Here is a 23847-nt window from a genome sequence, read left to right on the forward strand (position 1 = left end):
GGGAATAAGGTCTGGGGGGATGCGATTCGCGGGTTCAGGGTCACGATGGTGGCGTTGGGAGCTTTTGCAGTAGTGGCGGCGGTGTTGGAGATTTGGGACATCTGGGATGATCACAGCAATGCCAAGACTTCAGAGGAAAAAATCGCGCTTTCTGTAAAAGGGGTTGCTGTTGTTTTGATGAGTATCGGCGGTTCTCTGCAATTGATTGCTGGGTTGAGTCTGTCCAAGACACTCGTAGCTATTGTAATGAGTCCATGGTTTGCTGTTGCTCTTCTAGTCGTCGGATCTATTTATTTAATTGCCACCATGGTCCTGAACTATTTCAAGCAGGATAGTGTCGGTTGGTGGTTGAAAAAGTGCTGCTGGTCGCGTTCGTCTGAATATCGGTATGCGGATAATCTGGAAGGAAAAACTGAAGAAAAGCGTTCTTTGCTGGAAATCCAGTTGAGCCCGCAAATTCTCATTAAAAGCACGGTTGAGTATAGGCAGCAATACATAGGTGCAGCCGGGTATGTAAATATGCCAGTGCAAAACGGTGCCTGGATACAAATACGTTTGCCTGAAACCATACGCGGGCAATGGGTTCAGCTTAACGTAATCAGCAGTACACGACCTTTCGGTTTTCTGCCTACGGAGGAAACCAATACACCCATTGCAGATAAATTTGAAGAGCTTGGCAAGTTTACTCCGCTAAAGGAGTTCGGCAGGCTCGGCAATGAACAAAAGCCTTATCATCCATCGGATCTGTATTTTCCGAATTTCCCTGCGGGTGAGGATGTCGTCTGGAAAACCTGGGTTCCGCTCAGGCAAGAGGTTTCCTATATCGAGCTGCAAATCTGGTACCCGAAGGCGGTCGGTGTCTCGGGTGAACAAGCTCAAAGCTATCTGTATCAGATAGAGCTAAGCCCGGAAGGAAACATGACGGTCGACGGCTCAACTGTTACGGACCTTGAAATCAATAAATACAGTCGTGCCCACGCGCTGACCCTTGCGCTTCCGGAATAAGAAATCGTATGACTTATGTGACAACCTGCCGTACAGAGCAGAACCCAACTTCCTGCACCGATACCTCTGTCATGATGTGGAGCACCAAAATAATTGATTGTCCACCAAGGGAGCTGGCAAAGGCTTATATTGCGGTACTTGTATCAGGTGCGCTCCCTTTTTTCTATTGCTTGTGGCTAATGTGGGATAGTTTGCCTGAGGAACTGAACCTGCTTATTGGTGCGGGCTGTGCGTGCGCACTATTCGCAACTTACTTGATTGTGTTTGCGGTCAGGCAGAAAACCATATTCAACTACCAACTAACAACCCAATCAGGCTCTGTCGAGCACTTCCTTCACTACCCAGACTTCGCAGGCCCGCTCTTCAAAGGCATCGCCATTTTCACCATCCTGCTCTTTCTCGGCGTCGCGCTCGCCACCGGCTCGCTGCTCTTCCTGCTCGGCCCAGCCGCCATTTCAATCGGAGCAGCGCGTACTTTGCTGAATTGGAAGAACCCGATCCATCATCGAGAGACTCGTCCATGGGATATGCATAACTTCGTCACGATTGATCGTAAGCGCTCAATCATTGTTATCCATTGCACTGATATCACCACAGGCTTTGTGGCCCACTTCCCCAACAAGGCGTTATTCGAGCAATACCTGCAATTCCTGCACTCGGTCCTGCCACCCACGGTCGAGTACATGGAGAAATCATGGGAGTGGTAAAAAAGCCCGGTGTCTGATGCACCGGGCTTTGGATCATTGCGGTTGGTCAGCTACGGTCTTTTCAGGCTGGTCTTGACTGGCTGCCGTACGGATTTCCTTGCTCCACTGCAGGATGATCATCAGCAAGGTCGGCACGCCCAGCAGTGCAGTAATGAGGAAGAAGTTGTGGTAGCCGAACTTCTCCACCATGACTCCTGAATAACCGCCGATCAGGCGTGGCAACAGCAGCATGATCGAGCTGAGCAGGGCGTATTGGGTAGCGGAGAACTTGAGGTTGGTCAGGCTCGACAGGTAGGCCACGAAGGCGGATGTGGCCAGCCCTGAACTCAGGTTGTCCAGGGAAATGGTCAGCACCAGCATCTTCAGGTTCGGGCCCATGTCGGCCAGGAGCAGGAACAGGATATTGGTCGCCGCTGAGCTCAGACCGCCGATGAACAGGATCGGCATGATGCCGAAGCGCACGATCAGCAGACCACCGACGCCCGCGCCCAGCAGGGTCATGATCAGACCGAAGATCTTGCTGACGCTGGCAATCTGGTCCTTGGTAAAGCCCTGATCGATGTAGAACACGTTGGCCATGACGCCCATTACCGTGTCGGACATGCGATAGGTCGCGATCAGGCCCAGCAGGATGAAGGCCTGCCAGCGGTAGCGCATGATGAAGTCGTTGACGGGGGTCAGCACGGGCGCGAGGCCGCGTCGTCCCATGGAGGACAGGCAGGCGATGGTGAGCAGGATATAAAGGATGGAACGCAGGAAGGCCCGGTCTTCCATCAGCAGGTCCATCCAGCTGCTGCCCTCGAACAATACGCTGGCGAAGTCGGTGTTGTAGAGCTGGGTGAACATGGCCGGCACGGAAACCAGCAGCACGATCAGCACGAATACCGATGCCAGTTGATGCACAAAACCGTAGCGCGCTGCTGACAACTGGGTGCGCAGCGGCACTGGCGGTTCACGCATGATGAAGGTGGTCACCAGAGCGGGCAGCATGAGCAGGCCGAACAGCACATAGGTCCCGGTCCAGGCCGAGTGCTTGTAAGAGAACCCCGTCGAGCCGAAACCTTCGGCGAAATACAGTGCGCCGGCAGTAGAGAGCAGCGCCGCGACCCGGTAGCCGGACATGTAGCTGGCGGCCAGGGCTGCCTGCTGGGTGTCCTGAGCGATTTCCAGGCGATAGGCATCGATGGCGATATCCTGGGTCGCAGAAGCAAAGGCCACCACCACGGCAATGGCGATCAACCAGGAAAGATGCTGCTGCGGATCGCAAAAGCCCATGCCGATCAGGCCCAGCATCACCAGCGCCTGTGAAAGGACCAGCCATGAGCGTCTGCGGCCCAGTTTCCCGAGCAGAGGCAGGCGCCATTGGTCGAGTAATGGCGACCAGACCCATTTGAAGGCGTAGGCCAGACCGATGAGGCTGGCATAACCGATGGTTTCGCGGGCGACACCGGCTTCGCGCAACCAGACCGACAGCGTTGAGAAGACCAGCATGTAAGGCATGCCCGCTGCGAAACCAAGCAACAGCAATACTAATGTCGAGGGGCTGGCATAGGCGGCGAGCGCGGCGCGCCAGGTTTTACGGGGCATGGGCTGGAAACTGCCTCAGGTTGCGAAAACAAAGGGCGCACTCTAACCGCTGTGCTACGTGGGACGCCAGCCATGGCGCTGCATATCGACCCGATTGTTACGGATGGTAAGGCCTTCTGCACGCAAGCGGGCACGCTGTTCGTCACCTGAAATGCTGCCCAGTGGCAGGCTGAGCCTGCCGCCAGCCCCCAATACCCGATGCCAGGGCAGTGAAGTGCCTTGGGGCAACTGGCTCAAAGTGCGTCCGACCCAGCGTGCAGCTTTTCCCAGCCCGGCCAGTTCGGCCAATTGCCCATAACTGACGACCTTGCCTTCCGGTACCTGCTCAAGTGTGAGATAGAGCGCCGTACGGCGGGCCTCTGCGGGAGAAAGCCCGGCAGGATCTTCATGTTCTGGGGCGGCAGGGATCACGTTTTTATTCCTGTTTAAAAGCTTTGGCACGGGAACTACGGAAATATCTTACTGTCATTGATACCTGACGTCGTCCTGCTGGCCTGCAGGATAATGCCCGATTCTCCGCTTAACAGAGCCTAGTAGTCGCTTATGTTGTCCAGAACCCTGTTGTGCCTCGCAATAACCACGATTTCCACTCCACTGCTTGCCGATACCGTCTGGTTGAAGAACGGTGACCGGTTGAGCGGCACGATCAAAGTTTTCGATGGCGGCAAGCTGCTCATCGAGACGCCTTATGGCGGTTCCGTGCCTCTGGACTGGAAGCAGGTCAAGACCCTTGAAAGTGATCAGCCATTGCTGATCAAACAGGATCAGTACACAGGCGAAGTCGCCAAGTCGTTGAAGGCTGGCGATGACGGCAAGGTCGTGCTGGTCAACGGTGAAGCGCCGAAAACCGTGGAACTGGCCAGTATCCAGCAAATCATCAAGCCCAAGCCGGTCATCACCGACCTAGTCTGGAAGGGCAATATCGATGCCGCCCTGGATTTCCAGCGAGCCGAGAACGATACCAACGACTACAACGTGGCCTTCAAGACCTCGGCACGCCATGGTCAGTGGCGGCATAACGCCAAGGGCGACTACAACCGCGAGACGACTGACGAGGCGGTCAGCACCGATAACTGGAGCGCTGAATACTCCCTGGACCGCTTCCTGACCGAAAAGCTGTTCTGGGATGCGCGTATCACCTACAAGCGTGACAAGATCGAAGACCTCTCCCGTCAGCGCACCGTCGGTACCGGTCCCGGTTATCAGTTCTGGGATGACGAACTGGGTGCATTCAAGGTGGGCGCGCTGCTCAACCGCACCGACTTCGAGTTCGCCAACGGTGACAAGGAGAACTTCTATGCGGTCGCCGGCACCTGGGACTACAACCGCTATCTGGTCGGCAAGAAGTTCGAGTTCTTCACTAACGGCGAAGTGGGCAAGCCTCTGAGCGGCGTGGCCGACTACTCGATGGATGTCGAAGCGGGGCTGCGTTACAAGGTCACGGACTGGGCATCCCTCAACCTCAAGGCCGAGAGAAACATCATCAGCGGTTCGGATAATGGCGACGTCGACAAGACTCGCTACACCGCTGGCTTCGGTGTGAGCTGGTAAAAAACGGCACGTTCCCCACGGCATCCCGCAATCGTAGCGATGCCGTGGGGGCTCAACCTAGATCCTCATTGCCCCATCAAGCTCCAGAATCCTGCCGCTGTAGTAATCGTTCTCCAGAATATAAGCCGCCGAATGCGCGATTTCGGCTGGCGTGCCCATGCGCTTGAGCGGGATGGCCGACGTCATCTTTTCCAGGGCTTCGGGTTTCATGCTGCCGGTCATTTCGGTTTCGATAAAGCCTGGTGCAATGCCTGCGACCCGGATGCCATAACGCGCCAGCTCCTTGGCCCAGGTCACGGTTGCCGCAGCCACCCCGGCCTTGGCGGCCGAATAGTTGGTCTGCCCGATGTTGCCGGCGCGGGATATCGATGAAATGTTGATGATCGCGCCCTGGCTCTTCTGCTCGACCATTTTTGCCGCCACTTCCCGAGTGCAGAGGAAGACGCCGGTCAGGTTGACGTCAATGACGGCCTGCCATTGCGCCAGGCTCAGCTTGGTGATTTCACCGTCCTTGACCTTGAGCAACAAACCGTCGCGCAGGATTCCGGCATTATTGATCAGGCCATGAATCGGGCCGAAGTCCTCGGCTATCCTGGCAACCGTATCCGTCACCTGTTCTTCATTGGCGACGTTGGCCAGATAGGCGCGGGCTTCCACTCCCAGTGCCTTGCAGGCTGTGACGGTCTGGTCGAGTTTTTCCTGGTTAAGGTCCACCAGCGCCAGGTTGACGCCCTTGGTTGCCAGATACTCGGCCATTGCACGGCCTAGCCCCTGACCGCCACCCGTAATAATAATTAACTTGTTTTTCAATTCCATGTGCGTGCCCAATCTCTAAGCCAATGCCGTGGCATCATTCATCATGGATGCCATTCACAACACTTTATAAGCTGTTTCAGCGCGTTCGTCTTTATTCTGACGAAAACGTTATAAGGAGTCACAGGATGAGCGCGAAAGCCTCTAAAAATGCCCGGGAGTTGTTGCTCAAAGAGTACCGCTCTGTGTTGTCCACACATTCCAAGTCCATGCCGGGCTTTCCGTTCGGCTCGGCAGTGCCTTACTGCCTGGATGAGCAGGGCAGGCCGCTGATTCTGATAAGCCGTATTGCCCAGCACACCCACAACCTGACTCAGGACCCGAAGTGTTCCTTGCTGGTGGGCGAGCGCGAAGCCGATGATGTTCAGGCAGTGGGGCGTATCACGGTGCTGGCCGAGGCCCGCAAGCTGACCGATTCACAAGCCATTGAAGCGGCTGCCCTGCGTTATTACCGCTATTTCCCCGAGTCGCAGAGCTACCACACGGCTCATGATTTCGATTTCTGGGTACTGACTCCGGTGCGCTATCGCTACATTGGCGGCTTTGGCGCCATCCACTGGCTTGATGACGTTGCCCTGGCCAACCCGTTCGCCGGGGAAGTCGAAACCCGCATGGTCGAGCACATGAATGACGACCACGCCAATGCAATCGCCCATTACGTGGCGCTGTCCGGTCTGCCGCAGACCGAGCCTGCACAAATGGTCGGTCTCGACACTGAGGGCATGCATCTGCGGATCGGGCGCGGCATCCACTGGCTGGCATTTGGCGAGCCCTGCAATACGCCGACACAAGTGCGCGAAGCCTTGGTTCATTTGGCTCGCGTGCAAAAATGGCCGTCATCTGAAGAGCAAAAAGCTTGAATTAACGATCTTCTGACATCACATACGGTCTACTTGGAAGGCATTCTTCCGTAGAGGAACTGATTTGATGCGTGTTTTTTTGCTGCTCTTTCTGCTTTTCCCGGTGCTGGAGCTGTTTATTCTGGTACGAGTCGGCATGTCCATCGGCTTCCTTTGGACCTTCCTGCTGGTGCTCGGCACTTCGGTGCTCGGGTTGTTCGTGATGCGCGTGGCAGGGTTTGCCACAGCGTTGCGTGCCCGTGAAAGCCTGGCCCGTGGCGAGCTTCCTGCCCAGCAGATGCTTGAAGGCCTTATGATCGCCGTAGGTGGCGGTCTGCTTCTGCTGCCAGGCTTCATCAGTGACATTCTGGGTGTTATCTGCCTGTTGCCGTTCACTCGCCGCATGCTGGCCGACAAATTGCGCCAGCGTGCCGAGAATCAGGCCATGCGTCAGCGAGCATTCGCCGAGGACATGCATCAGGCCAGCCAGGGTCCGGCAAACAGCCGTCCCGGCGCGATTCATCAGACGGCTCGTGAGCCCGATGTCATCGAAGGCGAATTCGAGCATCGCGACAAGTAACCGTCGCAAGCTGTCTGCACGGCACCTTCGGGTGCCGTGTTCGTTTTCAAGTGCCTGTTATACGAAAAAAAATCCTGGGCGAGACTTGTAATCACCTTGCTCGCCCTTATGTATGGGTCACCGCAAGGTTTCTGGCCTTTATGCCAGACCGTATTCTGCGGTTCGCTCGTCGAACCGTGACCGGCAAGACCGGATTTTTTAAACCCCGCCGGTGTATTCACCGAGCGCTCTAAAACCATAATCAGGAGATCGACAATGAAGCTTCGTCCTCTGCATGACCGCGTCGTAATCCGTCGCAGCGAAGAAGAAACGAAAACTGCCGGCGGTATCGTGCTGCCAGGTTCGGCTGCTGAAAAGCCTAACCGTGGCGAGATCGTCGCTGTAGGTACCGGCCGTGTGCTGGATAACGGTGAAGTACGTGCGCTGGCCGTGAAAGTGGGTGACAAAGTAGTGTTTGGCCCTTACTCCGGTAGCAACACTGTGAAAGTAGACGGCGAAGACCTGCTGGTGATGAGCGAGAACGAAATTCTCGCTGTCATCGAAGGCTGAGAACCCCGCTGATTTCCGTCACGACAAAGTATTCAAGGAATAAAGATCATGGCTGCTAAAGAAGTTAAATTCGGCGACGCCGGTCGCAAAAAAATGCTCGCTGGTGTGAACGTCCTGGCTGATGCAGTAAAAGCGACCCTGGGTCCAAAAGGCCGTAACGTCATCATCGAGAAGAGCTTCGGTGCTCCTCTGATCACCAAAGACGGTGTTTCGGTTGCCAAGGAAATCGAACTCAAGGACCGTTTCGAGAACATGGGCGCGCAACTCGTCAAAGACGTTGCTTCCCGTGCCAACGACGACGCTGGTGACGGTACTACCACCGCTACCGTTCTGGCTCAGGCTATCGTCAACGAAGGCCTGAAAGCCGTCGCTGCCGGCATGAACCCGATGGACCTCAAGCGCGGTATCGACAAGGCGACCATCGCCATCGTTGCCGAGCTGAAGAAACTGTCCAAGCCTTGCACCGACACCAAGGCTATCGCTCAGGTGGGTACCATCTCCGCCAACTCCGATAACTCCATCGGCGACATCATTGCCGAAGCCATGGAAAAAGTGACCAAAGACGGCGTTATCACCGTTGAAGAAGGTTCGGGTCTGGAAAACGAACTGTCTGTCGTAGAAGGCATGCAGTTCGACCGTGGTTACCTGTCCCCGTACTTCATCAACAAGCCGGACACCATGGTTGCCGAGCTGGACAGCCCGCTGATCCTGCTGGTCGACAAGAAGATCTCCAACATTCGCGAAATGCTGCCGGTTCTGGAAGCAGTCGCAAAAGCTGGCCGTCCTCTGCTGATCGTTGCCGAAGACGTTGAAGGCGAAGCCCTGGCGACTCTGGTTGTGAACAACATGCGCGGTATCGTGAAAGTTGCAGCCGTCAAGGCTCCAGGTTTCGGCGACCGTCGCAAGGCAATGCTGCAGGACATCGCTGTCCTGACTGGCGGTACCGTTATCTCCGAAGAGATCGGCCTGAGCCTGGAAAGCACTACCCTGGAGCACCTGGGTAATGCCAAGCGCGTTGTGCTGAACAAAGAAAACACCACCATCATCGACGGCTCCGGCGTCAAGACCGAAATCGACTCGCGCATCGCTCAGATTCGCCAGCAGATCGGTGACACCAGCTCCGACTACGACAAGGAAAAACTGCAAGAGCGTCTGGCCAAGCTGTCTGGCGGCGTTGCAGTGATCAAGGTCGGTGCCGGTTCCGAAGTCGAAATGAAAGAGAAGAAAGCCCGCGTTGAAGACGCCCTGCACGCTACCCGTGCCGCCGTTGAAGAAGGCGTGGTACCTGGCGGTGGCGTTGCTCTGGTTCGCTCCCTGCAGGCCATCTCCGAACTGAAAGGCGACAACGCCGATCAGAACGTCGGTATCGCTCTGCTGCGTCGCGCTGTAGAAGCTCCACTGCGCCAGATCGTTGCCAACTCCGGCGACGAGCCAAGCGTTGTTGTCGACAAGGTCAAGCAGGGTTCGGGTAACTTCGGTTACAACGCTGCTACCGGCGAATACGGCGACATGATCGACCTGGGTATTCTGGACCCGGCCAAAGTGACTCGCTCTGCTCTGCAGGCAGCGTCCTCCATCGCCAGCTTGATGATCACCACCGAAGCGATGATCGCTGACGTGCCTGAAGACAAGCCAGCGGCTGGCGGCATGCCGGACATGGGCGGTATGGGTGGCATGGGCGGCATGATGTAAGCCAGCCTCACCCCAAGCGACACTACGAAGAACCCTGCCTAGTGCAGGGTTCTTTGTTTTTGGGCATTCCGTAAGCTGTTCATTGCCATAGGCGCACGATGACTGCCGTTTTTTTTGCGTGCAAGTCGTCGGTTTTTTGAAAAAGGTTGGTTGTAATTGAAAGATTTTTTTACGGCGAGGCATAAAAAATAATCGTTATTTTGCATGCATCGTCGCCAAAAATGATTCATTCTTGAATGAACATGATGTGGCAATGCAGTAACTTCGGTTAATTAGCTGTAAAAAGGATCCAAAATCGTCGAATTCACATATGGATTTAAGGTCTGAATCGTTGCATAACGTAGTTGCGTAACGCAGAATGCGCGCGCTTTTGAGACCCAATTACCTCAAGGAGAGGACCATGACACTGGATTTTAGAACTTTACGCTTGATTTTTTCGGGCGCGATTGTCGGCATATCTGTAGCTGGCATGTTCGGTGTTGATACCACCTCAATGGAAGTCATGGGTTTTGCTTCAGTCGCGGGTGCAGGATCCGCTTTTGTGGCGCTAAAGTCCTTCGCAATTATTTGAGCAGTTTTTTATGGATGTTGTTGCCTTGGTCACGGAGTGGACCATTGATGCATGGACGGTTGTCGTTGGATTGTTTTGTGTTGTACTCCGGTGGTTCATGCAAGGACGGAGTATCCGTAAAGACGAGTGTGTCGTTTCATTCCTGAACGGAGCCACCATGGTTCCATTCTTCGTTTTGGCAGTGTCCGTATTCAGTCCCGCTCTGCTGGACTTGGCACTTGCCGCCAAAGGCCCCACTGCACTTGCGGGCTGCGTCGGTATTTTCTTTGTGCTTGGAGAAACGCTCTCGCCTAGGGATCTTCGCCGTCCAACCGCAAAAATAGCTGTGCCACCTGAATCGCTGCCCGACTAAAACGCAGCCGTGGAAGTCATCACCCCATGCGGCGGTAGAAGAGGAATTCTTCTGCTGGCAGTGCCTTTCATCGCCAGCTTTATGCTCACTATTCGAGCAATGATCGCTTACGGGGCTGGGTACAAGTCAGGGGGGGCACGCATACAGCTAAAAGCCAGTATGAAGAGCGAAGATAGTCTGAGCACCATTCATTCGGTTTTGCATGCCAGTATCGCCACCCTCAACGCAACCTGTCGGCTGGTGAGCGGAAAACCATTGAATCGGAACCCGCGCACTACCACGTTGCGCTGGATGGAGAGCGTTTCCACCGAGGTTGCTCACGCCAAGCTGATAGAAATCATCGACCACAACCTCGAAGCCCAGTTGCGCTTGCTGGCTTATGTGGCGACCTTGCCTGACGCCCTGAAAATGTTACGCCTGAGCAGTGATCTGCTGCCGTTCTACAGTCACCCGAAAGTCTGTGCGTTCTAACGCCAGCCGGACATTCAGTCGACCCTGATCAAAGGCTTTGCTGCCATTGGCGCTGAGGCGCGTGCTGCCGGCATCCGGTTGTCCATGCACCCGGGCCAATATTGTGTGCTGGGGTCCGACATGCCGGAAGTGGTCGAGAACAGCCTGGCCGAATTCGAGTATCACGCCGACATGATCCGCATGATGTGGAGTCGCTGGACCAACGAATATGTGACCCTTTTTCTTGATCGCTTCGACGTCATGTTCGAGTCCAGGCACACAACCCATGCATGACTTAAGGCTTCACGAGCAGGCTGTGCTCTGTCTGCACGCTTTTATCCGGTCTGTACAGAATGAAGTAATACGCGCCCAGGCAGATCAGCCAGCAGAACACCGCCGTCCAGACGTTGTGCGAGAAGAAGTGCGCGCCTTGCAGCATGCGGCCGATGGAAAAGATCGATCCCAGGCTCAAAGCCAGGACTAGTCCGGCTTTCGCCAGGCGTGGCTTGCGATCACGGAATATGAAGAACAGAGCGAACAGCGTAAATCCTGTCGCTGCATGACCGCCCGGCCAGCAGCGGCCCGGCTTGTCCGTTTCAGGGCGTGAAGCGAGCAGTTCGCTGTAAGTTTCCTTGCCACCGAACTCGGTGAGGCTCCAGGGGCATTGCACTGAAGTGATGACTTTTACCGGTGTCACGAAGCCGGTCGAAAGCGCCATGGAAAGCACCAGGCAACCCAGCTCTCGGCGCCATGGCATCAAGCGTCCGACCTTGAACGAGGCCGCGAAAAGAAGCATCGAGACGACCGCCATGCCAATGACCACCTGCTTGGCGCGGTCGTGCAGAATGTCTTCGAGAAAATAGCTGTGCCTGCCGATGAAGTCGCCCGCCTGCGGGTCATAAACCAGACGAGCGAGGCTCATGTCCAGTGTGGTCAGTTCCAGCAGCATGAGAACCAGGGCAGTTGCAAAGGGAATGCCCAGATAGATCCAGAGATTGAGCGGGCGAGAGTGTGGCAGGGTTGCGGGTGTCGACATGGCGAATCCAGTTCAATTGCAAAGGCCCCGACGGCTGTAACGGGGGACGCGGCAGTTTCTGCCACATAAAGTGAAAAAAACGTAAAGCCATGTGGTACTGGCCCTGAGGCTGACTTCGCCTTAAGCTGCGCCAGCCCAAATTGCATATGAGAGTGCCTACCATGCGAATTCTTCTGGTCGAAGATAACCGCGACATCCTGGCGAACCTTGCCGATTATCTGGGTATGAAAGGCTATACCGTCGACTGCGCGCAGGATGGCCTCTCTGGATTGCATCTGGCCGCGACCGAGCACTATGACCTGATCGTGCTCGACATCATGCTGCCCGGCATCGATGGCTATACCCTGTGCAAACGCCTGCGCGAAGATGCGCGACGTGACACACCGGTGATCATGCTTACTGCGCGGGATCAGCTGGATGACCGCTTGCAGGGCTTCCGCTCCGGCGCCGACGACTACCTGCTCAAACCTTTCGCGCTTTCCGAACTGGCGGCGCGTATCGAAGCGGTGCTGCGCCGTGCCCAGGGAGGAGGGCGGCGTACCCTGCAGGTCGCGGACCTGGTCTATGACCTCGATACGCTGGAAGTCACCCGTGATGGCCGCATGCTCAAGCTCAACCCGGTAGGCCTGAAACTTCTGGCCGTCCTGATGCAGAAGAGCCCTCATGTGCTGCGTCGCGAGGTACTTGAAGAAGCCCTGTGGGGAGACGATTGCCCGGACAGCGACAGCTTGCGCAGCCATGTGCATCAGTTGCGTCAGGTGATCGACAAACCTTTCCCCAAACCGCTGCTGCAAACCGTACATGGTGTCGGCTATCGTCTGGCCGAGGGCAAGGATGGAGTTTAAACAGAGCCTTGCCCAGCGGATCATCATCGCATTTGCCCTGATGAGTGCGCTGGTCGCCGGATCCTTCGCCGTGGGGATCATTTCCACGGTTCACCTGGTTGAGGAAAAACTGATTTCCGCAGGTCTTGGAGGGGATCTCAATCGTCTGATGCTGATGGACAGCGTCAGCGACTGGAGCCATCGCCCCAAGCCGGACCAACTGTTCTACTTCAGCAATGGCCCTGGGGATTTCGACCTGCCCAAGGACCTGCGCCATCTCGAGCCGGGTTTTCATGAGGTGTTTCGCGGTCCTTTGTCCTACCACGCCATGATCGAAGTGGTAGATGGCAGGCATTACGCCTTGCTGCAGGACCAGAGCGACTTTGAAGAGCGCGAGCGTATCCTGTTTGCCGTCGTGCTGGTGGGGTTCGTCATGGCTCTGGCGCTGGCCGTATTTCTGGGCTGGGTGCTGGCCCGTCGCGTCATGGCCCCTGTGGTGCGTCTGGCCCGTCAGGTTCGCCATCGTGACCAGCTATTGGGTCTGGCACCGCCATTGGCTCCCGACTATGCCGCCGACGAAGTCGGTGAGCTGGCCGTGGCTTTCGATGCGACCCTCGGTCGTCTCAGGCAGGCGCTGATACGGGAGCGTATGTTTACCAGCGATGTCAGCCATGAACTGCGCACGCCCTTGATGGTGCTTGCCAGCTCCTGTGAACTGCTGCTGGAAAACCCGGCCCTCGACCAGCGGGCCAGAAAACAGGTGGAGCGTATTGCCAGAGCCTGTGAAGAAATGCGCGACCTGGTGCAGACCTTCCTGATGCTGGCTCGCACCCAGCGCGAAGACCCGGCCATGACGCCACGTGCCACTCTTGGTGCTGTTGCCGAGCAACTGGTCGCCTTGTGGCGTGGACCGATCGAAGGCAAAGGCCTGCAATTGATCTACAACCCGCCAGAAACCGACCAGACCACCGATGTGCGCTACAACGCCACCTTCCTGCATGCGGTGATGGGCAATCTGCTGCGCAATGCGCTGCATTACACCGATCAGGGCTTTATTACCCTGACCCTGCTGGCAGACGGTTTCATCGTGGAGGACAGCGGTGTCGGTATCCCCGAAGAAAAACGCGAAGCCATGTTCGAGCCTTTTGTGAGGGGCAATGAACAGCGCGGCGAAGGCCTTGGCCTGGGGCTTTCCCTGGTGCAGCGGATCTGTGCGAATCAGGGCTGGAGTGTGGGGCTTACGCCCATGGAGCCCAATGGCTGCCGGTTCAAGGTGAGCCTGGTGACCAAATCCTGATGGATAAATGCTGGTTGTAATATTTTGAAATGTTCTCTGCTCCCAGAGAACATTTTTTTCACATCTGCATGACTTGATGATGACAGGCTACCCATTAGGCTGGCCTCAACAAGAATCATGAGATGCCTCCCCATGAACAAGCGCATCGAGCTCAAGTTCTCGCGCAAGTACAACAAGGATCATGCACGGGAGTATCTGGAAAAACATCAGCACGGACTGTCACGCAGGCTGTCTCATTATCGCGATGAGCAACTGGCCAGAAAGGCCCTGCATCGGGCGGGAGACCCTGGGCTTGTACTTGACCTGCCTTGTGGCGCCGGTCGTTTCTGGCCTTTGCTGGCCGAAAAGACCAACCGCTCGATCATCGGTGCCGACAATTCTGCCGACATGCTCAATACCGCTCTGGAGTCTCAGCCTGAGAATGTCGTGAAAAGGGTACAACCTTTGCAGACCTCTGCCTTTGCAATCGATCTGCCCGAAAACGCCGTGGACAGCATCTTCTGCATGCGGCTGCTGCACCATGTTGGGCAGGCCGAGCATAGAATGTCTCTATTGCGGGAGTTTCAGCGTGTCACTCGTGACAGTGTGATTGTTTCCTTGTGGGTTGATGGCAATTTTAAAGCCTGGAAACGCAAGCGCCTTGAGCTGCATCGACAGCGCAAAAGTGGGGCTGAAAGTTACCAGAATCGTTTCGTGTTACCGGTTGAAACTGTCGAAGCCGAGTTCGAGATGGCGGGTTTCCGGATTCAGGAACGCATGGATTTCTTACCGTTTTACGCCATGTGGCGAGTCTATTTACTGCGTAAAAGGTAGTCCGGGATGAATGTTCAGACTTTAGGTAAAGCGATGCGAGTCTCCAAAAAAGAGAGCCGCTTCGGCCACTTCTGGAACCTGCGCGGTGAATGGGTCGAAGAGCCCAATGTTCGTCGTGGTGGTGAAAGCGGTGTTCAGCGGATTTATGCTGGCGAAGGCCCGATGCTTTACAGCAAACGCCAGACAGGCCATACCTATCGCAGTTTGCTGTATCCGTTGGGTCGTCCGACAGTCCTGCGTGAGCGTGATGCAATCGAAGGCCTGCGGCAGGTCAACGTTGGCGTACCGGAAATAGTGTTCTGCGGCGCAGAGCGTGATCAGAACAATGAGTGGCGTGCCTTGCTGGTCACGGCTGCGCTGGACGGTTTCGAGGATCTCGACCAGTGGTATGCCAATGGTGGTCGCGAGCGTTGCGGCGAGCTGCTGCATGAGCGACTGCTCAAGGAAATAGGCACGACCCTGGCCCGGATGCACAGGGCGCGCTGGCAACACAGTTGCCTCTACAGCAAGCATGTATTCGTGCGTGTGAGCGGCGAGGGCTCGCAGGCCGAAGTGGAAGTTGCACTGCTGGACCTGGAAAAAGCCCGCCGTCGCTTCACCGCCCATGGTGCTGCCCGGCATGATATGAAACAGTTTCGACGCCATTCGTCATTTGAGACAGCAGACTGGCAAAAGCTCGTCTATTTTTACCATTCGGTGTTTGGCAGCACTATCAAGGGTTTGGAGTGATGAAACTTGAAATGGCTAGAGGTTTGTTTGTCGTAGGTGCGCTGGCAACGGCAACTGTCGCCGTGGCAGCCTGGGAGCAGCCTTCGACCAAGATTCTCAGTGTCCAGAACGGTGAAGGGCACTGCCCGTTGCCGCGTGCATTGAAAAGCGTGGCAGCCGTAAAGCCGGATCATGATTTATTGCTATTGATGTACAGCCTGGCCCAGGGGGCCGGTCCAAAAGGTTGAAATGAACTTCAACTCTCCAGAGCCCCTTTACGGGGCTTTCCGCGTTTCAGTCTTTAATTGGCAGGCAGTGAGCGTGCAGCGCCAACCGGTTTGTCCTTGGCCGCCAGCACCGTATACACGCAGGGCAGCACGAACAGGGTAAACAGGGTTCCCACCGACATGCCTGTCGCAATCACTATCCCTATATCGAAACGGCTGACGGCTCCGGCACCTGTCGCGAATATCAGTGGCACCATGCCGAATACCATGGCTGCCGTGGTCATCAGCACCGGGCGCAGACGAATCGCTGCTGCTTCCTCCACCGCTTCTCGTGCCGACAGTCCTTTATCGTGGCGTAGCTGATTGGCGAACTCGACGATCAGGATGCCGTGCTTGCTGATCAGGCCTATCAGCGTCACCAGCCCGACCTGAGTGTAGATATTCATGCTCGACAGCCCGAGAAACAGCGGGATCAGCGCCCCGCAGATCGACAGCGGCACCGTGACCAGAATCACCAGAGGGTCACGGAAGCTCTCGAACTGCGCTGCCAGCACCAGGAAGATGATCGCCAGTGCCAGTGCAAAGGTTATCCACAGGGCGCTGCCTTCCTGAACGTATTGGCGTGAAGCGCCCGCATAGTCATAAGCGAACCCGACAGGTGCTTCCTCGTTGGCGATCTGGCGAACTGTCTCGATGGCCTCGCCCATGCTGACGATGGGAAAACCCTGAATGATTGCCGAGTTGAGCTGCTGGAACTGGTTGAGCTGGCGAGGTCTGGCCCGGTCGCTGATGGTGATCAGCGTGGACAGTGCCAGCAGCTTGCCTTCGCTGTTTTTTACGTAATAGTTGTTCAGCCAGCCCGGATTATCCCGATAGGCTCGCTCGACCTGGGCTATGACCTTGTAGCTTCGGCCTTCGATGGTGAAACGGTTGATTTCCGCCTCGGCCAGCAAGGTCGCCAGCGTGCTACCCAAGTCCTGCATGGAAACCCCCATCTGGGCCGCCTTGGCCCGGTCGATATCGACCACCACCTCAGGCTTGTCGAACGCCAGATCGATATCCATGAACGCGAACTTTCCGGACTCCACGGCGCGTTTCTTTACCCGCTCGGCGACCTCCAGCAGCGCGGCATAATCGTTCGGGGTGTTGATGACGAACTGGAACGGCAGACCTTCACCGGTTCCCGGCAGCGATGGCAGATTGAAACCGAAGATCTGCAGACCCGGAATCTGCGCAAGTCGTGCCTGAACATCCGGCAGGATTTCCATCTGGGTACGGCTGCGCTCGTCCCAGGGCTTTAGCAGGAAACCACCGACGCCGGTCTGCACGCCATTGAAGCCGTTGATCTGGAACGACGAGTAATACTCGGGAAACTCCCGGAATATCTGCACGAACTCATCGGTATAGGCGTTGATGTAATCCAGGTTGGTGGGCTGGGGTGAGGTCGCCATCATGAAAATGATGCCCTGATCTTCATCCGGAGCCAGGTTCGATTGGGTGAACTTGAGCAGCACCGGAATCAGGCACAGCACAATCAAGGCGAATACCAGCACCACCGGGCGAGTGTCGAGGGTGCCGTGCAACAGACGCCGATAGCGTACTTTCAGACGCTCGAAAAGCTGGTCGAGCCTGTGGGCCAGCCCGCTGGCGTTTTCATCGTGGCGCAGCAGCAAGGCGCACATCATGGGCGACAGGGTCAGGGCCACGATGCCCGAAATGACCACCGCTCCGGCAAGCGTCAGGGCAAATTCCTTGAACAGTGCTCCGGTCAGGCCTTCCAGAAAACCGATAGGCGCATACACGGCAGCCAGCGTGATGGTCATCGATACTACCGGCATGGCGATTTCCCGGGCACCTTCAATGGCCGCGTCGAACGGCGTCTTGCCTTCTTCGATATGGCGATGAATGTTTTCCACCACCACAATCGCATCGTCCACCACCAGCCCGATTGCCAGCACCATTGCCAGCAAGGTCAGCAGGTTGATCGAGTAGCCCATCAGTTGCATGAAGAACAACACGCCGATCATCGACAGCGGAATGGTGATGACCGGAATCAGTACCGAACGCAGGGCGCCCAGGAACAGGAACACGATCACCACGACGATCAGGACCGCTTCGATCAGGGTTTTCACGACTTCGTGAATCGAGGCCTGGATGAACAGCGTCGCGTCATAGGCGATGGACACCTTCAGGCTGGGTGGCAACTGGCTTTCCAGCTCCGGCATGATGCGGCGCACTTCCTTGATCACATCCAGCGGGTTGGAGCTTGGGGTGCCCTTGATACCGATATAGACCGAAGGTATGCCATCGAACGAACTGACCGCGTTGTAGCTCTCTGCGCCCATCTCCACCCGCGCCACATCCCCCAGCAGCACCCGACTGTCGCCATCGGTCTTGAGCGGGATCGCGGCAAAGGCTTCGGCGGACTTGAGGTCGGTGGTGGCGTTGATACTGGTGACCACGTATTCGCCCTTGACCTCACCGGCTGCCGACAGGAAGTTATAGCGGCGCACAGCATTGGTGACATCGGCTGCGGTCAGGCCGAAACCGGCCAGTTTTACCGGGTCAAGCCACAGACGCATGGCGAAGACCTGATTGCCGAGGATTTCCGCTTCGGCCATGCCGGGCAAGGTGGCCAGCTTGGGCTGGATGACCCGTGACAGGTAATCGGTGATCTGCGGGTTGCTCAACTCGGAGCTGTAGAAGCTGATGTACATCAGCGCCGAGGCGTTGGCGGCTTCCTTGCTCAATACCGGGTCTTCTGCATCCTGGGGCAGCTTGTTCTTGACCTCGTTGGCCTTGGCAAGCAGCTCGGTGAACAGGCGATCGCTGTCGGCGCCGATACGGGCATAGATCGTGATCACCGAGAAGTTCTGGCGGCTGACCGAGGTCATGTAATCGATGCCTTCGGCGCTGGCCAGACTCTGTTGCAGTGGCTGGGTGATATAGCCCTGAATGGTTTCGGCATTGGCGCCTGGATAGGCCGTGGTCACGGTGATCATGGCGTTTTCCATCTGCGGATACTGGCGGATGGTCAGTTTGCTGAACGCCTGGAAGCCCAGCAGCACGATCAGCAGGCTGACCACAGTCGCCAGTACCGGGCGGCGGATGAACGGATCGGTAAATGCCATGAAAAATTCCTTGATCAGTCAGCGCGTGGCTGGCTGGTCGGATCGGCGGACAGGGTCTTGTCAGCGCTGATGGCCACATGGGTTCCGTTATCGAGCTTGAGCTGTCCGCCACTGACAACCTGCTCGCCCGCCTTGAGCCCCTTGGTGATGATGACTTTCCCGGCACGGCGCTCACCCGTTTCGACGAAATGCCGTTCCACCGCCAGTTGTTGTTGGCCTTTGGCGTCTTTTTCCGGCTCGCCCTTATCGTCTTTCTTCGGCACGACGACAAATACCGAGTTGCCGTAAAGGGTGTAGGTAATCGCACTTTCCGGCACCACGATCTGGCTTGGGGCGCTGGGCAGCACAACCTGCAGGTTGGCGAACATCCCGGGCAGCAGTCTGCTTTCAGGGTTGGGCAGGGTGGCGCGAATCAGCACATTGCGGGTGGTGTCATCGACCTTGGGGTTGATGGCGCTGACCCGGGCTTCAAATGACTGGTCCGGATAGGCCGCGACACTGAGCCGGACAATCTGGTCGATGGCGATCTTCGGTAGCGCCTGCTCCGGCACATAGAAGTCGACATAAAGACTGCTCAGGTCCTGCAGGGTGGCGATGACCGTTCCGCTGGCCAGATAGTCGCCCACATCCACCTGACGAATGCCGATGGTGCCGCTGAACGGCGCGAGGATCTGTTTCTTGGCCAGAGAGGCCTTGAGCTGGGCGACGGTCGCACCGGCTTTTTTCAGTTGGGCGGCGAGCTTGTCGAAATCCCCTCTGGAAATCGCCTGATCGCCCACCAGCCTGCTGCCGCGACCGTGTTCAACCTGAGCGAGCCCCAAGTCTGCTTCGGCAGTGCCCAGCAGACCCTTTTCGACATCGCTGTCCAGTTGCAGCAGCGGCTGCCCCAGACGAACCTTTTGCCCAGACTCGAATTGCACGGCCTTCACCGTGCCTGCGGTTTCCAGGCTCAGGTCGACACCCTGCAGAGCCTTGAGGGTGCCAATGGCGGGCAGAAGGTTTTGCCACGGTTGTTCGCTGGCAGTGGCCACAGCCACACTGACCGCTGGTTTCGGGGCGCTGAACTGCTGGATTTGCCGATAGATGGAGAACGCCTTGTAGCCCGCGAGCAAAAGCACTACAAGCAGAACAAAGCCCAGCATGATCAGCATGCGCCGACGCACCATACTGCACTTCCTTTGGAGATATTTAACCTGAGAAGCAGGCTAGCTCCAGCGCCGGATATTGCAAACCGGCAGGGCGTAGGACATTTCTTTATTTAGGAATGTATGACCGTAGGACCGGATTTATCCGGGAAGAGGCCAGTACATTCTCAAAACGCCTTCCCGGATGAATCCGGTCCTACAGACAATTACACCAGATGCAGATGGTTGTCCCAGAGCCCGGACGGCAGATCCAGAGGCCTGGCCACCAGTTCGGGCTGGCGGCAGTCGTAGAAGCGGCAGCGGCCCTGACCCGAGGTCACGACAAAACCATCGGCAACTGCACCCACGCCGGCACAGTCAGGCAGTGGTGCATCGAGTTTCACTGCGCCGCTGTCCAGATCCCAGATAAAGAACCGGTTGCCACGCGGGGCGGTCAGGGCAACCAGTCGCAGGTCGCTGTGTACCGCGACGCTGGCGGTGTAGTGACCCATCGCCCGCAGTTGTTCTTCTGCAACCGGAAAGGCCTGGAAGGGCTGGCCTGGACGTTTTATCGCCAACAGTTCGGAGGACTCATGAGCATCGCCCATGAACTGCTGCCCGGCGACAATCGTGCCGTCGCTGGCAATGCCCATGTGGCGCACGCTGTTCATCTGTTGCCTGAGGGTTTCCTTGCTCAGCAGTGTACCGTCGCGTTGCATCAGTACCAGGCTGGGCTCCATGGCATGCAGGTTCATCTCGACCCGGCTTTCTGCCTCGGTGCGAATGCCTCCATTGGCGACCACCAGGGTTTCGCCGTCCGGCATCCACGACACCTGATGCGGGCCGATCCCATGAGTGGAAATCTCTGCCGAATGCACCAGTCGCTCATCGACAAAACGATAAACCCCCAGCAGGCCCCGACCCGGATCGCTGGTGTCGTTTTCCGTGGCGTACAGCCATTCGCCATCGCCATGAATCACGGCATGGCCGTAGAAGTGCCGGTTGGGCTGTGACGTGATGGTTTGCAGCAGGCGGCCATTGCGCAGGTCGATCAGGTAGCTTTCGGTTCCGGGCCTGCGGGCGATGAACACCGCCAGCGGCAAGGACGGGTGATTGATGATGTCATGGCAACGCTGGGCGACCTGGGTCGCGAACACCTGCGTGCCGTCGAGCCGGTAACCCACTGCGTAATGCCTTGCGTCGCCATCGTCGCGAGCGGAAAGCAGCAGCGGGCTTTTGCCTTTTTGCCGAAACAGCGTCCAGCCGCCCAGCGTACAAGCGCTGAGCAACAGACTGCCAAGTGCCAGAGCCTGGCGTCGCAACATCATCTACAACCTCTCGATCAATCGCCGTCGTTGGCGTTGAAACCCAACTGAATACCCAAGGCCTTGGCCAGTTCGCCTTCATGCAGACGGTGAACCACGTTCAGGCTGTCGTAAAAACTGTTGAGCTGCTGACGACCGGCTTCGCTGGCCAGCAAATCGGCCAGTGGCGGCTTGAGTTCCGACAGCAGTTTGCGGCTGGCAGCGTAGGCTGCGTCGATCTTGTCGGCCAGCGGTTTCTGCTCGGCGGGCAACAGACCACGCAGGCCCTTGTTATCCACGCCGGCCCAGACGGTCTGAGCGCTGATCAGGCTGGCTTCCAGGCTGCTGAGCGAAGACTTGCTGCGCCACGAGTCGGCCTGGAACGGTTGTGGTGTGCCTTTGGTCTGGCGACCCAGCGGCGTGCCCAGCTTTTTCTTCAGGCTGTCCAGTGCCGTGACCTGCACGCGCAGCACTTCGGCGATAGCTTCGTGGGAGTCGGCGTAGCGCGGGTTCGGGAACTTGCTCAGTTGCGCGAGCATGCCGTCGTTGCTGTTCCAGCGGCTGAGGATTTCCTCGGCCAGAATCTTCTGGCGCTCACCGATGGCCATCAGCAACGGGCAGTAACGGGCTTTCTGCTCGGCGTTGGCCATGTCGATCTCGGCATCGAACAGGATGTATTCATAAGCCGACAGGCCTTGAACCACGACGCTGGCCTTGGACAGTTCTTCGGCAGTGATCTGCGGTTGTGCGCTGACCAGTTGTTCGACCTGACGTCCGACCAGATTCTTCTTGTCCGGCCAGAACTGCACCTGCCAGGCACGATTGCCTTCTGCCAGCGGCCCGATCAGCAAGGGCTGCAGCTCGGCCCAGGTTTTCTGTGCTTTCAGGAAGTCGGCGCGTGCGCTTTCCAGATCGGTCTTGCCCTGACAGAAAGCAATTGCACTGCTTGCCAGTTGGCGATCAGCTTCGACCCAGCGGCTGTAGGTCGGCAGGATCACCTGTTTGGCGATGGCGGCAGAGGTGACGGCTTGCGGGTCCGATGGTGCGCAGGCGCCCAGAGCCAGGGCCGCGAGGCTGGTGAACAACAACTTGGGTCGGAACATGTGTCCGGCTCCTTCTTTTAAAGGGGAATGCTTATAACGAATTCAGGAACGCCAACAGCGCCGCACGCTGGTTGGCGTCGAAGGCCAGGACCTGTCGTTGTGCTGCCTGGGCTTCGCCGCCGTGCCACAGTATCGCCTCCATCACGTTGCGAGCGCGACCATCATGTAGAAATTGTGTGTGCCCGCTGACGGCACCGGTCAGGCCCAGGCCCCAGAGCGGCGGTGTACGCCATTCGCGGCCGGTGGCCTGGAACTCGGTCCTGTTATCGGCCAGACCTTCGCCCATATCGTGGAGCAACAGGTCGCTGTAGGGACGTATCACCTGATTGGCCAGCTCCGGTTCTGCGGCATCGGCGCGGGTGGTGAATTGCGGTGTGTGGCATTGCTGGCAGCCGGCCTTGAAGAACAGGCTCTTGCCCGCCAGCACTTGCGGATCATCCACATTGCGACGCGCTGGAACAGCCAGGTTGCGGGTGTAGAACTCTACCAGTCGCAGAATGTTGTCGCTCACCTCGGGTTCGCCGTTGGGGCCATTGCCGTTCGGTGCGTTGCGGCAATCCGCTTGCGCCGGGGTGCAGTCGTCGACGGTTTTCAGGCTGGTGGTCAGGCCCATATCGCCCGAAAAAGCGTGGACATTCTGTTGATTGAGTGTGGGTTGCCCGGCTTTCCAGCCGAAGCGTCCCATGACGACCTTTTGCTGCACATCGTCCCAGACCCAGTTGGCGCGGCCGGAAATACCGTTGTCATTTTTGTCGTCAGGGTCGGCATTGGCCAGGATCGCTGCTTCGGGAATCGCTTCAAGCAGGCCCAGTCCGATCATGGGCGGAGCAATACGCGCCGAAGCGTGGGTGTAAGGGTGCATGGGGCCGTAACCCAGTTGAGTGATGCGCAGGGTCGGCTGGCGCAATTCGACGGTCATGCCGTCACGAAAGCGGATTGTCAGCGGATCGTACTCGACTCGCACCTTGCCTTCAGGCGCAACACCCGGGACCGCCATATCCTGTAATTGCCCGCCATACGTCGGCTCTGGCACCACGCCGTTGCGCCTGATGACCTCGGCGTATGTGGCACTGTCGGGAATCGAGAGCCTTACCAGCATCGACACGGCGCTGCTGTCGCCGGGCTCTGGCGGATGGCCGCGCCCGTCCTTGATATGGCAGTTCTGGCAGGCGTTGGTATTGAACAACGGACCCAGCCCGTCACGGGCGGTGGTGGTCGACGGGGCAATGACCCACGGGTTGCGGAAGAAACTGTTGCCGACACTGAAGTCCAGCCTGCGCACCGGCGAGAGATTGGCCGATGGCATGGAGAAAGCGTTCTGATCGCTTTTCCTTACCGTGGCAGATCCACCGGAAAGAGCTTCCCCCGGTTCGGCCTGAGTGAACTGCGGCGCGTCATCGCACGCGGTCAGGACCAGAGCCGATAAAAAAACGAGGGACAGGCGCAGCGGCATACTCATACGAATTCTGCAACGAGCTGAAAATCAGGGCGAGCAAGCTTATCAGCCTGATGGGGCTGGAATAGGAAAAGTTACCGTTTACTCGGGCTGAGGCAACGTATTGTTACTAATTTGCGGGTTGTGGA

22 protein-coding genes and 2 pseudogenes are annotated in these 23847 nt (G+C 57.2%); 15 read left to right on the top strand and 9 right to left on the bottom strand.

The genetic code is table 11. The features are described from left to right. Positions 1–1005 (top strand): annotated as a pseudogene (locus K5D32_RS23020) (hypothetical protein); the annotation flags it as partial. A gap of 8 nt (positions 1006–1013) precedes the next feature. After that, complete coding sequence (locus K5D32_RS23025) at positions 1014–1712, top strand: permease (RefSeq protein WP_221601929.1); 699 nt, start codon at positions 1014–1016, stop codon at positions 1710–1712. Positions 1713–1745: 33 nt separating this feature from the next. Here the strand turns inward: K5D32_RS23025 and K5D32_RS23030 are convergent, their stop codons facing one another. Both K5D32_RS23030 and K5D32_RS23035 read right to left on the bottom strand, forming a co-directional pair. Beyond that, positions 1746–3299, bottom strand: coding sequence for an AmpG family muropeptide MFS transporter (locus tag K5D32_RS23030; RefSeq protein ID WP_221601930.1), 1554 nt, complete (start codon positions 3297–3299; stop codon positions 1746–1748). Between the two features lie 54 nt (positions 3300–3353). Next, entirely contained in the window at positions 3354–3710 is a 357-nt protein-coding gene (locus K5D32_RS23035) for an MGMT family protein (protein WP_095068216.1), read from the bottom strand. A 132-nt stretch (positions 3711–3842) separates the two neighbouring features. On the opposite strand from K5D32_RS23035, the gene K5D32_RS23040 reads away from it, so the two are divergent. Beyond that, the gene (locus K5D32_RS23040; RefSeq protein WP_095068215.1) at positions 3843–4850 is read left to right on the top strand and encodes a DUF481 domain-containing protein; all 1008 of its coding nucleotides are present in this window, start codon (positions 3843–3845) and stop codon (positions 4848–4850) included. A gap of 57 nt (positions 4851–4907) precedes the next feature. Here K5D32_RS23040 and K5D32_RS23045 read toward each other — a convergent pair whose 3' ends face one another. Beyond that, positions 4908–5666: an SDR family oxidoreductase gene (locus K5D32_RS23045; RefSeq protein WP_095068214.1), complete on the bottom strand. Its 759-nt coding sequence runs from the start codon at positions 5664–5666 to the stop codon at positions 4908–4910. A gap of 125 nt (positions 5667–5791) precedes the next feature. On the opposite strand from K5D32_RS23045, the gene K5D32_RS23050 reads away from it, so the two are divergent. From K5D32_RS23050 to K5D32_RS23080, 7 genes and pseudogenes are all read left to right on the top strand, one after another. Next, positions 5792–6523: a HugZ family protein gene (locus K5D32_RS23050; RefSeq protein WP_095068213.1), complete on the top strand. Its 732-nt coding sequence runs from the start codon at positions 5792–5794 to the stop codon at positions 6521–6523. Positions 6524–6590: 67 nt separating this feature from the next. Continuing rightward, entirely contained in the window at positions 6591–7082 is a 492-nt protein-coding gene (locus K5D32_RS23055) for an FxsA family protein (protein WP_095068212.1), read from the top strand. Between the two features lie 255 nt (positions 7083–7337). Continuing rightward, the gene (locus K5D32_RS23060) at positions 7338–7631 is read left to right on the top strand and encodes a co-chaperone GroES (RefSeq protein ID WP_004881479.1); all 294 of its coding nucleotides are present in this window, start codon (positions 7338–7340) and stop codon (positions 7629–7631) included. Positions 7632–7679: 48 nt separating this feature from the next. Next, positions 7680–9323 carry a chaperonin GroEL gene (gene groL / locus K5D32_RS23065; protein WP_221578617.1) on the top strand — a complete coding sequence of 548 codons (1644 nt, stop codon included), beginning with the start codon at positions 7680–7682 and terminating at the stop codon, positions 9321–9323. 400 nt (positions 9324–9723) lie between these two features. Then, positions 9724–9894: a hypothetical protein gene (locus tag K5D32_RS23070; RefSeq protein ID WP_200995572.1), complete on the top strand. Its 171-nt coding sequence runs from the start codon at positions 9724–9726 to the stop codon at positions 9892–9894. A gap of 10 nt (positions 9895–9904) precedes the next feature. After that, positions 9905–10246 (top strand): hypothetical protein, encoded by a 342-nt coding sequence (locus K5D32_RS23075; protein ID WP_200995574.1) that lies wholly within the window; start codon positions 9905–9907, stop codon positions 10244–10246. 230 nt (positions 10247–10476) lie between these two features. After that, positions 10477–10903: pseudogene (locus K5D32_RS23080) on the top strand (UV damage endonuclease UvsE); the annotation flags it as partial. A gap of 88 nt (positions 10904–10991) precedes the next feature. On the opposite strand, the gene K5D32_RS23085 reads toward K5D32_RS23080, so the two are convergent. Next, on the bottom strand, positions 10992–11732 hold the full coding sequence (locus tag K5D32_RS23085) for a phosphatase PAP2 family protein (RefSeq protein WP_221601931.1): 741 nt from the start codon (positions 11730–11732) through the stop codon (positions 10992–10994). A 161-nt stretch (positions 11733–11893) separates the two neighbouring features. Between K5D32_RS23085 and colR the strand changes: the two genes are divergently transcribed. The 5 genes from colR to K5D32_RS23110 all read left to right on the top strand — a co-directional run bounded on the left by colR (position 11894) and on the right by K5D32_RS23110 (position 15622). Continuing rightward, complete coding sequence (gene colR / locus K5D32_RS23090; RefSeq protein WP_025261685.1) at positions 11894–12577, top strand: two-component system response regulator ColR; 684 nt, start codon at positions 11894–11896, stop codon at positions 12575–12577. Further along, the gene (locus tag K5D32_RS23095; protein ID WP_221601932.1) at positions 12567–13853 is read left to right on the top strand and encodes a HAMP domain-containing sensor histidine kinase; all 1287 of its coding nucleotides are present in this window, start codon (positions 12567–12569) and stop codon (positions 13851–13853) included. The genes colR and K5D32_RS23095 overlap by 11 nt, the downstream gene beginning before the upstream one ends. A 132-nt stretch (positions 13854–13985) precedes the next feature. After that, the gene (locus K5D32_RS23100) at positions 13986–14666 is read left to right on the top strand and encodes a class I SAM-dependent methyltransferase (RefSeq protein ID WP_221601933.1); all 681 of its coding nucleotides are present in this window, start codon (positions 13986–13988) and stop codon (positions 14664–14666) included. Positions 14667–14672: 6 nt separating this feature from the next. Beyond that, the gene (locus tag K5D32_RS23105) at positions 14673–15395 is read left to right on the top strand and encodes a lipopolysaccharide kinase InaA family protein (protein ID WP_221578613.1); all 723 of its coding nucleotides are present in this window, start codon (positions 14673–14675) and stop codon (positions 15393–15395) included. Next, a complete protein-coding gene (locus tag K5D32_RS23110) occupies positions 15395–15622 on the top strand; it encodes a hypothetical protein (RefSeq protein ID WP_200986486.1) in 228 nt (75 codons plus the stop codon). The genes K5D32_RS23105 and K5D32_RS23110 overlap by 1 nt, the downstream gene beginning before the upstream one ends. A 53-nt stretch (positions 15623–15675) precedes the next feature. Here K5D32_RS23110 and K5D32_RS23115 read toward each other — a convergent pair whose 3' ends face one another. The 5 genes from K5D32_RS23115 to K5D32_RS23135 form a co-directional block, all read right to left on the bottom strand. Next, the gene (locus K5D32_RS23115; protein WP_221601934.1) at positions 15676–18732 is read right to left on the bottom strand and encodes a multidrug efflux RND transporter permease subunit; all 3057 of its coding nucleotides are present in this window, start codon (positions 18730–18732) and stop codon (positions 15676–15678) included. 14 nt (positions 18733–18746) lie between these two features. Then, the gene (locus K5D32_RS23120) at positions 18747–19898 is read right to left on the bottom strand and encodes an efflux RND transporter periplasmic adaptor subunit (RefSeq protein WP_221601935.1); all 1152 of its coding nucleotides are present in this window, start codon (positions 19896–19898) and stop codon (positions 18747–18749) included. Positions 19899–20083: 185 nt separating this feature from the next. Next, a complete protein-coding gene (locus K5D32_RS23125) occupies positions 20084–21181 on the bottom strand; it encodes a DUF1513 domain-containing protein (RefSeq protein WP_221601951.1) in 1098 nt (365 codons plus the stop codon). Positions 21182–21198: 17 nt separating this feature from the next. Next, on the bottom strand, positions 21199–22263 hold the full coding sequence (locus K5D32_RS23130) for an imelysin family protein (protein ID WP_221578610.1): 1065 nt from the start codon (positions 22261–22263) through the stop codon (positions 21199–21201). Between the two features lie 31 nt (positions 22264–22294). Then, positions 22295–23722, bottom strand: a complete 1428-nt coding sequence (locus tag K5D32_RS23135; RefSeq protein ID WP_221601937.1) for a di-heme oxidoredictase family protein — start codon at positions 23720–23722, stop codon at positions 22295–22297. Between the last annotated feature and the right edge of the window lie 125 nt (positions 23723–23847).

This window comes from Pseudomonas cichorii (assembly GCF_019719005.1).
Classification (GTDB): Bacteria; Pseudomonadota; Gammaproteobacteria; order Pseudomonadales; family Pseudomonadaceae; genus Aquipseudomonas; species Aquipseudomonas cichorii_E.

Bases quoted from the DNA above. Each gene is read 5' to 3' on its own strand.
- K5D32_RS23085 (WP_221601931.1), bottom strand. From the start codon at position 11,732: ATGTCGACACCCGCAACCCTGCCACACTCTCGCCCGCTCAATCTCTGG.
- K5D32_RS23045 (WP_095068214.1), bottom strand. From the start codon at position 5,666: ATGGAATTGAAAAACAAGTTAATTATTATTACGGGTGGCGGTCAGGGG.
- K5D32_RS23075 (WP_200995574.1), top strand. From the start codon at position 9,905: ATGGATGTTGTTGCCTTGGTCACGGAGTGGACCATTGATGCATGGACG.
- K5D32_RS23070 (WP_200995572.1), top strand. From the start codon at position 9,724: ATGACACTGGATTTTAGAACTTTACGCTTGATTTTTTCGGGCGCGATT.
- K5D32_RS23060 (WP_004881479.1), top strand. From the start codon at position 7,338: ATGAAGCTTCGTCCTCTGCATGACCGCGTCGTAATCCGTCGCAGCGAA.
- K5D32_RS23110 (WP_200986486.1), top strand. From the start codon at position 15,395: ATGAAACTTGAAATGGCTAGAGGTTTGTTTGTCGTAGGTGCGCTGGCA.
- K5D32_RS23115 (WP_221601934.1), bottom strand. From the start codon at position 18,732: ATGGCATTTACCGATCCGTTCATCCGCCGCCCGGTACTGGCGACTGTG.
- K5D32_RS23100 (WP_221601933.1), top strand. From the start codon at position 13,986: ATGAACAAGCGCATCGAGCTCAAGTTCTCGCGCAAGTACAACAAGGAT.
- K5D32_RS23120 (WP_221601935.1), bottom strand. From the start codon at position 19,898: ATGGTGCGTCGGCGCATGCTGATCATGCTGGGCTTTGTTCTGCTTGTA.
- K5D32_RS23050 (WP_095068213.1), top strand. From the start codon at position 5,792: ATGAGCGCGAAAGCCTCTAAAAATGCCCGGGAGTTGTTGCTCAAAGAG.
- K5D32_RS23025 (WP_221601929.1), top strand. From the start codon at position 1,014: ATGACTTATGTGACAACCTGCCGTACAGAGCAGAACCCAACTTCCTGC.
- K5D32_RS23125 (WP_221601951.1), bottom strand. From the start codon at position 21,181: ATGTTGCGACGCCAGGCTCTGGCACTTGGCAGTCTGTTGCTCAGCGCT.
- K5D32_RS23055 (WP_095068212.1), top strand. From the start codon at position 6,591: ATGCGTGTTTTTTTGCTGCTCTTTCTGCTTTTCCCGGTGCTGGAGCTG.
- K5D32_RS23040 (WP_095068215.1), top strand. From the start codon at position 3,843: ATGTTGTCCAGAACCCTGTTGTGCCTCGCAATAACCACGATTTCCACT.
- groL (WP_221578617.1), top strand. From the start codon at position 7,680: ATGGCTGCTAAAGAAGTTAAATTCGGCGACGCCGGTCGCAAAAAAATG.
- K5D32_RS23095 (WP_221601932.1), top strand. From the start codon at position 12,567: ATGGAGTTTAAACAGAGCCTTGCCCAGCGGATCATCATCGCATTTGCC.
- K5D32_RS23135 (WP_221601937.1), bottom strand. From the start codon at position 23,722: ATGAGTATGCCGCTGCGCCTGTCCCTCGTTTTTTTATCGGCTCTGGTC.
- K5D32_RS23130 (WP_221578610.1), bottom strand. From the start codon at position 22,263: ATGTTCCGACCCAAGTTGTTGTTCACCAGCCTCGCGGCCCTGGCTCTG.
- colR (WP_025261685.1), top strand. From the start codon at position 11,894: ATGCGAATTCTTCTGGTCGAAGATAACCGCGACATCCTGGCGAACCTT.
- K5D32_RS23105 (WP_221578613.1), top strand. From the start codon at position 14,673: ATGAATGTTCAGACTTTAGGTAAAGCGATGCGAGTCTCCAAAAAAGAG.
- K5D32_RS23030 (WP_221601930.1), bottom strand. From the start codon at position 3,299: ATGCCCCGTAAAACCTGGCGCGCCGCGCTCGCCGCCTATGCCAGCCCC.